At 41.8% G+C, this 12,385-nt stretch carries 13 protein-coding genes; 6 read left to right on the top strand and 7 right to left on the bottom strand.

The window, feature by feature from the left end; translation table 11 throughout:
- Positions 1-13: 13 nt before the first annotated feature.
- Positions 14-631: a bifunctional phosphoserine phosphatase/homoserine phosphotransferase ThrH gene (thrH, locus tag CF596_RS07320; RefSeq protein WP_096901782.1), complete on the bottom strand. Its 618-nt coding sequence runs from the start codon at positions 629-631 to the stop codon at positions 14-16.
- A 193-nt stretch (positions 632-824) separates the two neighbouring features.
- On the opposite strand from thrH, the gene CF596_RS07315 reads away from it, so the two are divergent.
- Positions 825-1,556, top strand: coding sequence for a phosphoadenylyl-sulfate reductase (locus CF596_RS07315; protein WP_096901780.1), 732 nt, complete (start codon positions 825-827; stop codon positions 1,554-1,556).
- Between the two features lie 179 nt (positions 1,557-1,735).
- Positions 1,736-3,115, top strand: a complete 1,380-nt coding sequence (locus CF596_RS07310) for a wax ester/triacylglycerol synthase family O-acyltransferase (protein ID WP_096901778.1) — start codon at positions 1,736-1,738, stop codon at positions 3,113-3,115.
- A 59-nt stretch (positions 3,116-3,174) separates the two neighbouring features.
- On the opposite strand, the gene CF596_RS14725 is transcribed toward CF596_RS07310, so the two are convergent.
- The 6 genes from CF596_RS14725 to CF596_RS07280 all read right to left on the bottom strand — a co-directional run bounded on the left by CF596_RS14725 (position 3,175) and on the right by CF596_RS07280 (position 7,939).
- Entirely contained in the window at positions 3,175-3,345 is a 171-nt protein-coding gene (locus CF596_RS14725) for a PA1571 family protein (protein ID WP_096901775.1), read from the bottom strand.
- A gap of 133 nt (positions 3,346-3,478) precedes the next feature.
- Entirely contained in the window at positions 3,479-4,933 is a 1,455-nt protein-coding gene (gene rng, locus CF596_RS07300; RefSeq protein WP_096901773.1) for a ribonuclease G, read from the bottom strand.
- 39 nt (positions 4,934-4,972) lie between these two features.
- Positions 4,973-5,539, bottom strand: coding sequence for a Maf-like protein (locus CF596_RS07295; protein ID WP_096901771.1), 567 nt, complete (start codon positions 5,537-5,539; stop codon positions 4,973-4,975).
- Positions 5,527-6,033 carry a rod shape-determining protein MreD gene (mreD, locus tag CF596_RS07290; protein ID WP_096901768.1) on the bottom strand — a complete coding sequence of 169 codons (507 nt, stop codon included), beginning with the start codon at positions 6,031-6,033 and terminating at the stop codon, positions 5,527-5,529. The genes CF596_RS07295 and mreD overlap by 13 nt, the downstream gene beginning before the upstream one ends.
- On the bottom strand, positions 6,020-6,877 hold the full coding sequence (gene mreC / locus CF596_RS07285; RefSeq protein WP_096901766.1) for a rod shape-determining protein MreC: 858 nt from the start codon (positions 6,875-6,877) through the stop codon (positions 6,020-6,022). Before mreC ends, mreD begins: the two co-directional genes overlap by 14 nt.
- A 15-nt stretch (positions 6,878-6,892) precedes the next feature.
- A complete protein-coding gene (locus CF596_RS07280) occupies positions 6,893-7,939 on the bottom strand; it encodes a rod shape-determining protein (RefSeq protein ID WP_096901763.1) in 1,047 nt (348 codons plus the stop codon).
- A 137-nt stretch (positions 7,940-8,076) separates the two neighbouring features.
- Here CF596_RS07280 and gatC point away from each other — a divergent pair, with 137 nt between their 5' ends.
- The 4 genes from gatC to CF596_RS07260 all read left to right on the top strand — a co-directional run bounded on the left by gatC (position 8,077) and on the right by CF596_RS07260 (position 12,320).
- Positions 8,077-8,391 carry an Asp-tRNA(Asn)/Glu-tRNA(Gln) amidotransferase subunit GatC gene (gene gatC, locus CF596_RS07275; protein WP_004975405.1) on the top strand — a complete coding sequence of 105 codons (315 nt, stop codon included), beginning with the start codon at positions 8,077-8,079 and terminating at the stop codon, positions 8,389-8,391.
- Positions 8,392-8,443: 52 nt separating this feature from the next.
- The gene (gatA, locus tag CF596_RS07270; protein ID WP_004975402.1) at positions 8,444-9,922 is read left to right on the top strand and encodes an Asp-tRNA(Asn)/Glu-tRNA(Gln) amidotransferase subunit GatA; all 1,479 of its coding nucleotides are present in this window, start codon (positions 8,444-8,446) and stop codon (positions 9,920-9,922) included.
- Positions 9,922-11,397: an Asp-tRNA(Asn)/Glu-tRNA(Gln) amidotransferase subunit GatB gene (gene gatB, locus CF596_RS07265; protein WP_096901762.1), complete on the top strand. Its 1,476-nt coding sequence runs from the start codon at positions 9,922-9,924 to the stop codon at positions 11,395-11,397. The genes gatA and gatB overlap by 1 nt, the downstream gene beginning before the upstream one ends.
- Positions 11,398-11,480: 83 nt before the next feature.
- Positions 11,481-12,320, top strand: coding sequence for a hypothetical protein (locus CF596_RS07260; RefSeq protein WP_096901760.1), 840 nt, complete (start codon positions 11,481-11,483; stop codon positions 12,318-12,320).
- Positions 12,321-12,385: the final 65 nt, after the last annotated feature.

The raw sequence follows: 12,385 nt of genomic DNA, 5'->3' as shown, positions 1-12,385 counted from the left end.
ACTCAGCTTCAGATTAAGCAGGAATATCTCGTACCGAAGCACCACGAATTGCTTCTTTTAATGCTGCATAACCATGAATTGCAGGGAATTGTGGGAATTCTGCAATCACATTATCAGGTGCATCAAATAAGAAACCTTTGTCCGCTTCACCTAGCATCGTGGTGTCGTTATATGAATCGCCTGCAGCAATTACACGGAAATTTAAACCGTGTAAGGCTTTAACCGCCTGACGCTTTTGGTCGGGTTGACGCAATTTGTATGCTGTAATCATGCCATTTTCATCTGTTTCTAATTTGTGACAGAAAATTGTTGGCCAGCCCAATTGCTTCATCAACGGATGTGCAAACTCATAGAACGTGTCTGAAAGAATAATCAATTGGAAGTGTGTGCTCACCCACTCTACAAACTCTTTCGCGCCAGGGAATGGCCCCATATCCGCAATCACCGCTTGAATATCATTCAAACCCAAGCCATGCTGTTTTAGAATATTTAAACGCTGAGTCATCAACACATCGTAGTCTGGAATATCACGTGTAGTTGCTTCTAGTTCTTTAATTCCAGTTTTTTTAGCAAAGTTGATCCAAATTTCTGGAACTAACACACCTTCAAGATCAAGACATACGATTTCCATGGGTTCTCCCAAAATACCAATAAAAATTTTCACTATCATAGCCGAAGATTCGGTTTTTGCCTTGTTCTTTTTTAAATCTATTTAGTTCATAAGCATTTATTTTTTAGTGATAATAGAGTTTTGACAATTCTATTAAAATAAGCGCTTAATTCAGTAAGATTAGCTTCTCCAAGCCGAATGCTAGGAACATATAATGACCACCATTCCAACTATAGATATCGTTGATGCACTCGCAACCGAATATACAGACAAATCGCCTAGCGAGATTTTAAAACTTGCTTTGAACCAGCAGGGTGAAGTTGCAATTTCTTTTTCTGGCGCAGAAGATGTGGTACTGATTGATATGGCGTCTAATTTAGGTTTGCCATTTCGTGTATTTAGTTTAGATACAGGACGTTTGCATCCTGAAACCTATCAATTTTTAGAAACTGTACGCAAATATTATAATATTGAGATCGAAATTTGCTTTCCTGAAACCGAAGCAGTCCAACAATTGGTACAAGAAAAAGGCTTGTTTAGCTTTTTTGAAGATGGACATCAGGAATGTTGTGGAATTCGTAAAGTTCAACCTTTACGAAAAAAACTGGCAACACTAGATGGCTGGATTACAGGGCAACGTAAAGATCAAAGCCCAGGTACACGTCAAGATATTCCAGTGGTACAAGCCGATGCAGGTTTTGCTGGTCCAAATAAACAACTAATTAAATACAATCCACTGGCAAACTGGTCAAGCAGTGACGTGTGGAACTACATTCGCATGATGGAAATTCCATACAATCGTTTGCATGAAAAAGGTTTTATTTCGATTGGCTGTGAACCTTGCACCCGCCCTGTGCTCCCAAACCAACATGAACGCGAAGGTCGTTGGTGGTGGGAAGAAGCAACGCACAAAGAATGCGGTCTACATGCTGGAAATTTAAAATAACAAATCTGTTACTACAATAAAAATCACAGTTTTACTGTGATTTTTATTGACTTGCGATGGCGCAAAAACCACTATATTTGTTTGATAAAAAAGATATACTGAAATTAAATCTTATATAACTCTAAAAACCTTGTTCAGATAAGAACAAGCGTAGAAATTGCAGTGAGGCAATCCACAATATGCGTCCATTACACCCTATTGATTTTATTTTCCTATCACTCGAAAAACGTCAACAGCCCATGCATGTGGGCGGATTATTCTTATTCCAAATTCCAGAACATGCACCAGCCACTTTTATTCAAGACTTGGTTGCCGATATTCGCAATTCAAAGTCGATGCCTATTGCACCATTTAACAATAAGCTCAATGGTCTATTTTGGGATGAAGATGAAGAGTTCGATCTCGATCATCACTTCCGTCATATCGCCTTGCCAAAGCCAGGCCGTATTCGTGAATTATTAACTTATATTTCACAAGAACACAGCTCGTTGATTGATCGCGCCAAACCACTCTGGACTTGCCATATTATTGAAGGTATTGAAGATAATCGTTTTGCGATGTTCTTTAAAATTCATCATGCCATGGTAGATGGTATTGCTGGCATGCGTTTGGTGGAAAAATCCCTTTCGCACGACGAAAATGCAAAAAGAATTGTACCACCTTGGTGTGTAGAAGGCCCACGTGCTAAACGCCTGAAAGAACCGAAAGTCAGCCGTTTAAAGAAAATTTTTGGTGGAGTTAAAGGTCAGTTTGAAGCAACCCCTCGCGCAGTTTATGAAGTATCACAAACTGTTGCCAAAGATATGGGACGTAACCCTGATTATGTCTCCAGCTTCCAAGCACCAAGCACCATCTTAAACCAACGTGTGAGCGCCTCACGTCGTTTTGCCGCTCAATCTTTTGAGTTTGCACGTTTGCACCGTATTGCTAAAGCTTTGGGCGTAACCATTAATGATGTGGTACTGGCAATTTGCTCAGGCGCATTGCGTGAGTACTTACTCAGCCAATATGCTTTACCGAAAAAACCTTTAATTGCGATGGTGCCTGCCTCTATTCGTGATGACGATTCTGAAGTATCTAATCGAATCACCATGATTTTAGCCAACTTGGGTACGCACAAAGAAGATCCGCTTGAGCGTTTAAAAATTGTGCGCCGCAGTGTACAAAATGCCAAGCAGCGTTTTAAGCGCATGAATGCCAATCAAATTATGAACTATAGTGCTTTTGTTTACGGCGCTGCTGGTTTAAATATTTTGTCAGGCATTATGCCAAAGCGTCAGGCCTTTAACTTGGTTATTTCCAATGTACCTGGCCCACGTGAACCTTTGTATTGGAATGGTGCAAAGCTAGATGCACTATACCCTGCTTCAATCGTGTTAGATGGACAAGCTTTAAACATTACCATGACCAGCTATTTAGACAAATTAGAAGTTGGTTTAACTGCTTGTCGTCATGCCTTACCGAAAATGCAAAACTTATTGCAACACTTGGAAGATGAAATTCAGCGTTTTGAACAGATTATTGATGCGCCTGAAGGGGTCAATAAAATCGTGGATTGATACGTCAATCCATCAGAAAAATAATTCAATAGAATCAATTAAGGGGCAATTTATGCCCCTTATTTTTGAATACTACGACACTGTTTTAATAATTGCTGACAAACTGCGCTAATCATTGCTGTAGTAATTTGAGTTTCCTTACCTTGCTCATCCAAAATATAACCGTTATGTGTCACTTTACGATCTAAGACTTTCAAACTTTTTTTAATCACTGCTTCACTCATACCCATGACATACCTCATTTGCTAAACCGAGGGAGATGTTCGGTTTTGGCTACTGACTGTGTATGCTTAGTATTGAGAATTCGCTCAAAAAAGTAAAATTTCAGATGTAACAACTGTTTAGCGACATCCTGTTACAATTTCAGCTCAGAATGATATCGTATTGCTCTTGCGTATATAAATTTTCCACCTGAAATTTAATCACACGACTAACAAAATGCTCTAAATCCGCGACTGCTGGCGCTTCGGCAGTTAACAATCGGTCAATCACCGATGGATGCGCAACGACAGTAAAGCCACGTTGTGACTCAAATGCACGGGCATATCTTAAAATTTCTCGAAAAATTTCGTAACACATTGACTCAGCTGTTTTGACATATCCTCGCCCCTGACAGGTTGGACAGGCTTCGCACAGTAAATGTTCTAAAGATTCACGGGTGCGTTTACGGGTCATTTCTACCAAACCCAATTCAGACACTTGGGTAATTTTGGTTTTGGCATGGTCACGTTCTAGCATCCGCTCGAACTGACTCAAGACTTCATCTCGGTGCTGCACTTCCTGCATATCAATAAAGTCAATAATGATGATGCCACCTAAATTACGCAAACGTAACTGGCGAGCAATCACCTGCGTGGCTTCCATATTGGTTTTAAATACGGTGTCTTCTAAAGTCCGCCCACCGACATAAGAGCCTGTATTCACATCAATGGTGGTCATGGCTTCAGTCTGATCAATCATCAGATAACCGCCCGACTTTAATGCCACACGGGTTTGCAGTGCCTTTTGAATATCTTCTTCGACATTGTATAAATCGAACAGTGGTCGCTCACCAGGATAATGAATCAGACGATTGTGCATATTCGGCACAAATTCATCTACAAACTCTTTTAATTTTGCATGAATTTCACGTGAATCGACATAAATTTTGGCGGTATTGTCATTGGCTAAATCACGAATCACGCGTTGTGGTAAAGGCAGTTCTTCAAAAATTAATGAGGGTACGGCAATACTGATTTGTTTCCGCTGAATGTATTCCCACAGTTTTGCCAAATAGCACATGTCTTGCACCAAAGCGGCTTCATCTACCCCTTCGGCTGCTGTACGGACAATCACTGAGCCTGGAAGTTTATGCTCTGCCTGAATGCTTTCTATGATGCCACGCAAACGTTCTCGTTCTTCGCTCAACTCAATGCGTTGTGATACGCCAATATGACTGCCATACGGCATTAAGACCAAATAACGCGAAGGAATGGAAAGATCAGTGCTCAGTCGGGCGCCTTTAGTACCCAGCATATCCTTCATGACTTGTACCGTGAGAATTTGCCCTGGCTGCAACAACTCAAATACATTGGGTGTTGGCTGGCTACGTGGCCAAATCATGTCATTAATATGCAAAAAAGCAGTACGTGATAAGCCAATATCGACAAAAGCAGCTTGCATACCTGGTAGCACACGCACGACTTTGCCTTTATAAATATTGCCCACCAGACCACGCTTGGCAGTACGTTCAACGAATAATTCATTGACCGTGCCGTTTTGAATTAACGCCACCCGACACTCCATCGGTGTGACATTAATCAACAACTCGTCAGACATAATAAAACTCAAAACATTATAAAAATTTTTGTGCAGCAGTTAATTTAGTGCCTTAACTGTCTGTAATAACTGTACGGTTTCATGCAAAGGTAAGCCCACAACATTACTGTAGCTCCCCTCAATACGCGGAATATAACGTGCTGCAATGCCTTGAATTGCGTACGCTCCCGCTTTGCCAATCGGCTCACCTGTTACCCAGTAACTTTCCATATCATCTAGGCTAAGCGATTGAAATTCAACCTGTGTACGTACCACTATACTGGATTTTTTCTGTTTTGTACCCACACAAACTCCTGAAAAAACATCATGTTTTCGACCAGAGAGTTGTGACCAAATGGCAAAGGCATGTGCCTTAGATTCAGGCTTACCCAAAATCTGCCCATCCACCCCTAAACTGGTGTCGGCAGCAATCACAATGGCATCAGGAAATACACTGAGCACAGCATCGGCTTTGGCACGTGCCAGACGTTCAACATAAGCGGCAACGTCTTCACCAACCAAAACAGATTCATCAATGTCTGGACTGTAAATTTCAAATTCCAGTCCAAGTTGTTGTAGCAGCTCCCGACGTCGCGGTGAACTTGAGGCGAGAATTAAATGCGCCATTTTCTTAAGAAATAATACAACACGGGCCAAAGCAAAATGCTACTCAGCACAGGCTGCCAATGACGGGCGAACGGGAACTGTATTCCCCCCATAACTTGCAACACCCACATAATGGCAAGGTGTGCCAAAATCGCAATTACACTGATCACCCATAAATTAGCAAAAGTCATGATGCGGCGTTCACGGGTCAGAAAACGTGCCACAAAAGTAATCACCACAAAACTTAGGGCATTCATACCCAAAGGTGCATCGAGAAGTAAGTCGGCAAATAAACCTGTGCCAAAGGCAAACCAAATGCCACACCAGGTTGGTTGTCCAAGCACCCAAAATAGGGTCACCATTAACATAAATAATGGTCGCCAGCCAGAACCTGCGTATGACAATGGATACACCATAAGTACCGATGCTGCAATTACCGAAAAAATAATCGGAAACAGTGGGTCTTTATTCTTGTTTTGCCCTAGTCGGGTTTGTCCTAATTTAGCGATTGGCATTTGGCTGCTCCTTCGCTAAAGATTCTGAGAATAACACCACTACATGATGCCCACCTGCCAATTGTGCTGCAGGCACGACATCAATTTGGGCAAACTCACCTGAATTATGACGGCTAATTTTAGCAATGCTTCCAACCAAATAACCTGCTGGAAAATGCTCGCCCAAGCCAGAGCTATAGACTTTTTCTCCAACTTGAATATTGGCACTGGTCGGTACATATTCCATTTTTAAACGACCAAGGTCACCCGTACCAGACACAATGGCACGCATACCAGTATGTTCTAGACGTACAGAGAGTGAATGTTCTTTGTCTGAAAGCAGCATGACACGGCTACTATGCGGATAAACAGAAATAATCTGCCCCATAATTCCCTTATCATCTAAAACAGTTTGTCCGACTTTTAACTGATTTTGAGAGCCACGGTTAATCACAATAATATGTCGCAATGGGTCAGCATCGGTGCCAATCACTTCGGCAATTTCCATGCGTCCATCAATGATCAATGGCGTATCCAGCAACCCACGTAAGCGGGTATTTTCTGCAGAAAGTTCAGATAATTTTTGCAAGCGAACTTGAGCCTGTAACAACTCTGCCTGCATCGCAGTATTTTCACGACGCAATTGAGCTTCAGACTTACTTTGTTGACTTAGCCATTCTCGCGACAATACGGGATAGCTTGCAAGGGCATAAATTGGGTTATACGCCGCATACAAAACATCTCGTGCAGGTTGGATTACATGCGGAACACGCCAGTTAAAAAACAGGATGACCAAGCAGGTAATGACCGCAATGATAAAAGAGCGAAAAGATGGCGGTTGTCTGGAAAACAGATTTGTTTGCACCGCCGAATCCTATGTTTAGCCAACAAATAACATATCGTGGTTTGGATTATCAAAGAATTCCAAGACCTTGCCACCGCCACGGGTCACGCAAGTTAATGGTTCTTCTGCCACAACCACAGGTAGACCTGTTTCTTGTGCCAATAGCTTATCTAGGTTACGTAACAACGCACCACCACCTGTCAACACAATACCACGCTCTGCAATATCTGAAGACAATTCAGGAGGCGTTTGTTCCAATGCAGATTTCACTGCGGCAACAATGCTTTGTAGCGGATCAGAAATCGCTTGGGTGATTTCATCTGAAGTAACCGTAATGGCACGCGGCACACCTTCAGCCAAGTTACGACCACGAACTTCAATTTCCAGTGGTTTAGCACCTTCATCTGGCAATGCCATGCCCACTTCTTTTTTAATGGTTTCTGCTGTGGTTTCACCAATCACACAGCCATGCGCCTTACGCACATAGTTAATGATTTGCTCATCAAACACATCGCCACCAATACGCAATGAATCTGAATACACGCAACCCTGTAATGAAATAATGGCGATTTCTGTTGTACCACCGCCAACATCGACCACCATAGAACCACAAGCTTGCTCAACTGGCATACCCGCACCAATTGCAGCGGCCATCGGTTCTTCAATCAGGCGGACATCACGAGCACCCGCATTGAATACCGCTTCACGAATGGCACGGCGTTCTACCAAGGTAGATTTACATGGCACACACACCACTACACGTGGTGCAGGTGGGAATAAGCGCTTTTCATGCACTTTACCAATAAATTGGTTAAGCATGGTTTCAGTCACTTCAAAATCAGCGATTACACCATCTTTCATAGGGCGAATTGCAGAAATATTTGCAGGGGTACGACCCAACATTTGTTTGGCATCAAGACCGACTGCGGCAACAATTTTCTGTGAACCGCTGTGACGAATTGCCACAACCGTCGGTTCATTTAATATAATGCCTCGTCCTGGCGCATAAATAAGTGTATTTGCTGTACCTAAATCAATGGCTAGGTCTGGCGAAAACAAGCCAATTAGTCGTTTTAGAATCACGGAGTCGTTCTCGATTAAACTTTATGTGGACGCAAGTTGGCAACTTTAACTAAATGTGGTGCGTTGAACAAGTCAATCGCTTATTATAACGCACGATATTTTGAAATTTTTTATTAATACTGATTTTAGGTGATGTTATGTCTACCTCGGATGCTCAGCATTCTGCAGATTTAAATGCACAAACAGTTTCAGCAATTGCCCATCTTGCTCGTCTTAAACTCAATGATACGCAATCTGCTGAGTATGCTCAAAGTCTAAATAAAATTTTAGGCATGATGGAAAGCTTAAAAGGCATAAATACCGATGACGTTGAGCCTTTAAAAAGCCCATTTGACCACCCTCAACCATTACGTGAAGACGTCGTAACCGAACAGAATCATCGTGAGCAATATCAAGCTGTTGCCCCTGCAGTTCAGGATGGCTTGTACCTTGTTCCACGTGTGATTGAATAATTTATTCGGCTGTTACATTTTGACTTCATAAAAAGGTAAAAGAATTTTTCTCATGACAGATTTACATCGCTTATCGATTCGTGAAATCTCTGAGGGTTTAGCGGCAGCCAAATTCTCCTCTCGCGAACTAACAGAACATTATTTAAAACGTATTGCCAAAATTGATCCGCAAGTGCGCTCTTATGTCACCGTGACCAATGAAGTAGCACTGGCACAGGCGGATGCAGCCGATGCATTACGTCAGGCGGGTCAAGCGACAGCACTGACAGGTATTCCTGTTGCACATAAAGATATTTTTTGTACCCAAGGCATTAAAACCTCTGCGGGTTCAAAAATGCTGGACAATTTTATCTCGCCTTATGACGCAACTGTGGTGGCACAAGGTAAAAATGCAGGTTTGGTCACTTTGGGTAAAGTGAACATGGACGAATTCGCAATGGGTTCAACCTCTGAAAGTTCGTTCTATGGCGCGACCAAAAACCCATGGGCACTTGACCATGTACCGGGTGGTTCGTCAGGTGGTTCTGCTGCTGTCGTGGCGGCTGACCTTGCACCATTTGCTACAGGTACAGATACAGGTGGTTCAATCCGTCAGCCTGCGTCTTTCTGTGGTTTGACTGGTCTCAAACCAACTTACGGACGTGTTTCACGTTACGGCATCATCGCTTATGCATCATCTTTAGATCAGGCAGGCCCAATGGCACGCTCTGCAGAAGACTGCGCATATTTAATGAATGTAATGGCAGGTCATGACGCCAAAGACTCAACCTCTATGGATAAAGCGGTTGAAGATTATGTCGCGAACCTGAATGCAACAACGCTCAAAGGCTTACGCATTGGTATTCCGAAACAATACTTCAATGTGGCTGGTTTAGATGCTGCGGTGAAAGCACGTGTTGAAGAATCACTAAAAAAATTAGAAGAATTGGGCGCAGTATTGGTTGAGATTGATCTCAACATGACTGAAAGCTACGTGCCAACTTACTATCTGATTGCCCCTGCAGAAGCATCATCTAACCTTTCTCGTTACGATGGTGTGCGTTATGGCTACCGTGCAGAAAATCCTCAAGATATTTTAGACCTTTACAAACGCTCGCGTTCTGAAGGTTTTGGTGCAGAAGTGCAACGTCGTATCTTGATTGGTACGTATGCTCTTTCTGCGGGTTATTACGATGCTTACTACGTGAAAGCACAAAAAGTCCGTCGTTTAATTCAGCAAGACTTCTTAAAAGCCTTTGAACAGGTCGATGTGATTGCAGCACCAACTGCACCAACAACTGCCTACAAAATTGGCGCGTCTTTAGACCCTGTTGAAATGTATTTGGGTGATATTTACACCATCGCGGTGAACTTAGCGGGCTTACCTGCAATTAGTGCGCCTGTTGGTTTTGACCAAGATCACTTGCCTGTGGGTTTACAATTGATTGGCAATTACTGGTCTGAATCACAATTGTTATCTGTGGTACATCAGTATCAACAAGCGACAGATTGGCATACTCAACGCGCTGCAATTGCTGAGGAGAACGCATAATGGCGAAGAATACTGCTAAACCCAAATCAAACCTGATTGATGGCTGGGAAGTCGTAATTGGTATTGAGATTCACACTCAGCTTGCAACCAATTCTAAAATTTTCTCGGGCTCATCAACCGAATTTGGTCAAGACCCAAATACGCAAGCCAGCCTTGTTGATTTAGCTATGCCAGGCGTCTTGCCTGTGTTGAATAAAGAAGTGGTGGATTTGGCAATCCGTTTTGGCTTGGGTATTGATGCCTACATCGACCAAGCCTCTGTATTTGCACGTAAAAACTACTTCTACCCGGATTCTCCAAAAGGCTACCAGATCAGCCAGATGGATAACCCGATTGTAGGCTTGGGTCATATCGACATCCAACTTGAAGATGGCACAACCAAACGCATTGGCGTAACCCGTGCACACCTTGAGGAAGATGCAGGTAAATCGATTCACGACCAATTTGAAGGCATGTCAGGTATTGACTTAAACCGTGCAGGCACACCTTTATTGGAAATAGTATCTGAGCCAGATATGCGTTCGGTTGAAGAAGCGGTTGCTTACATTAAAGCGATTCACACACTGGTTCGTTGGTTAGGTATTTCTGACGGCAACATGGCTGAAGGTTCGTTCCGTGCGGACTGTAACGTGTCGCTACGTCGTCCAGGTCAGCCATTCGGTACACGTTGTGAGCTTAAAAACTTGAACTCATTCCGTTTCATTGAACAAGCGATCAATGTTGAAATTGAACGTCAAATGGAAATTTTGGAATGGGATGGCACCATTGATCAAGAAACACGTTTGTTCGATCCAGTGAAGATGGAAACGCGTTCAATGCGTTCGAAGGAAGAAGCGAACGATTACCGCTACTTCCCTGATCCAGATTTGTTGCCTGTGATTATTCCTGACGCGCAAATTGAAGCCATTAAAGCAACTATGCCTGAGCTTCCTGCTGCACGTCGTGCACGTTTCGTGGCGGACTTTGGTGTGACTGAGTACGATGCTCACGTGCTAACATTGACTCGTGAAATGTCAGAATTTTACGAAGCTGTAGTTGCTGCGGCTGGTGGTGCGGCACAAGGTAAGATTGCTGCAAACTGGGTAATGGGCGAATTCTCAGGTGCTTTAAATAAAGCAGGCTTAGACTTGGCTGATTCTCCTGTATCTGCGGAAAAACTTGGCGGTATGATCGCGCGTATTGTGGACAACACAATTAACGGTAAGATCGCTAAGCAAGTATTCGGCTTTATGTGGGACGAAGGCAAATCTGCGGACGAGATTATTGCTGAGAAAGGCTTAAAACAGGAAACTGATACAGGCGCGATTGAAGCAATTATTAAAGACGTACTTGCTGCCAATGAGAAGATGGTTGAAGAGTATAAATCTGGTAAAGAGAAAGCTTTCAACGGTCTTGTTGGTCAAGTGATGAAAGCTGCGAAAGGCAAAGCCAACCCAGCTCAAGTGAATGAATTAATGAAGAAATTGATTGGTTGATTTATTAGCTAATCAATTGATTTCATGTTATAAAAACCTCGCTTAATGCGGGGTTTTTTAATTTTCTGAGATTATATTTTAAAATGAGTTACTTTCATATATTACAAGTTAGTACTGAACATCAAATCAAACAACTTGACGAAGAATATCAAATTAGTTTTCACACAAGTCGTTTTTTGGAATACACAAATCAAGACATCCGGATTTTATATAAAATATTAACTCAGGAAAATCTTGATTTGCTCAAGAAGTACCCTGCTTTAATAACTATTGAGCGCTTTGAGAAAGAAATTTCCTTAGCTCAAATTACAACCATCATATATGATTCTAAAGAACAAAATATATATGTAAATTTTAAAAAATTAAAATCTATAAATATAAAAACTAGAGACGATATTGAATTTAATGAAGAAGATACTAGAGAAACAAGAAGAGAAAAATTTAAAGATTTTGATAGATATCTAAGAGATATTAAAGAATCTTTAAAATTCGAAGAAAGAGAAATATATAGACATCATTGGGCAATAAAAATAGGAAATATTTTTACTATATCATCTAATAATTCACATCTCCAAGCTTTTAACACTCAGAGTTATGTCGACCAATTTCCTGATTATAAACAACCACTCCCATTAACTCAGTATATTGACCTTAAATCAACTATTGAAGTAGGTTACGAAGCACAAACAACGTTAGAAGTTAATAAAGCTCAAGAAGCTCAAGAAGCTCAAGAAGCTCAAGAAGCTCAAGAAGCTCAAGAAGCTCAAGAAGCTCAAGAAGCTCAAGAAAATGATAGATTATCTATTTCTACAGTTGCGGAGTATATGAGACTCATTGATAAAATCAGCAAGTCAATGATAAAAGAAGAAAGGGAAGTATTTTTCCGTGGTCATAGTAATGCTGCTAGTTATTTCTTAAGTTGACAAAAATAACTAATCATGCGAAAAAGTTTTTTTAGTTAACAGATGTTCACACATGCCTCGAATTG

Origin of the sequence: Acinetobacter sp. YT-02 (assembly GCF_002412355.1) — a bacterium.
GTDB classification, from domain to species: Bacteria; Pseudomonadota; Gammaproteobacteria; order Pseudomonadales; family Moraxellaceae; genus Acinetobacter; species Acinetobacter towneri.
Note: the sequence above shows the minus strand (reverse complement) of the source record. Positions and strands in the feature narration are given on the sequence as shown.

What these genes read in the sequence shown, in the direction of transcription:
- thrH (WP_096901782.1), bottom strand. Translation starts at nt 631, where the DNA reads ATGGAAATCGTATGTCTTGATCTTGAAGGTGTGTTAGTTCCAGAAATT.
- CF596_RS07315 (WP_096901780.1), top strand. Translation starts at nt 825, where the DNA reads ATGACCACCATTCCAACTATAGATATCGTTGATGCACTCGCAACCGAA.
- CF596_RS07310 (WP_096901778.1), top strand. Translation starts at nt 1,736, where the DNA reads ATGCGTCCATTACACCCTATTGATTTTATTTTCCTATCACTCGAAAAA.
- CF596_RS14725 (WP_096901775.1), bottom strand. Translation starts at nt 3,345, where the DNA reads ATGGGTATGAGTGAAGCAGTGATTAAAAAAAGTTTGAAAGTCTTAGAT.
- rng (WP_096901773.1), bottom strand. Translation starts at nt 4,933, where the DNA reads ATGTCTGACGAGTTGTTGATTAATGTCACACCGATGGAGTGTCGGGTG.
- CF596_RS07295 (WP_096901771.1), bottom strand. Translation starts at nt 5,539, where the DNA reads ATGGCGCATTTAATTCTCGCCTCAAGTTCACCGCGACGTCGGGAGCTG.
- mreD (WP_096901768.1), bottom strand. Translation starts at nt 6,033, where the DNA reads ATGCCAATCGCTAAATTAGGACAAACCCGACTAGGGCAAAACAAGAAT.
- gatC (WP_004975405.1), top strand. Translation starts at nt 8,077, where the DNA reads ATGTCTACCTCGGATGCTCAGCATTCTGCAGATTTAAATGCACAAACA.
- gatA (WP_004975402.1), top strand. Translation starts at nt 8,444, where the DNA reads ATGACAGATTTACATCGCTTATCGATTCGTGAAATCTCTGAGGGTTTA.
- gatB (WP_096901762.1), top strand. Translation starts at nt 9,922, where the DNA reads ATGGCGAAGAATACTGCTAAACCCAAATCAAACCTGATTGATGGCTGG.
- CF596_RS07260 (WP_096901760.1), top strand. Translation starts at nt 11,481, where the DNA reads ATGAGTTACTTTCATATATTACAAGTTAGTACTGAACATCAAATCAAA.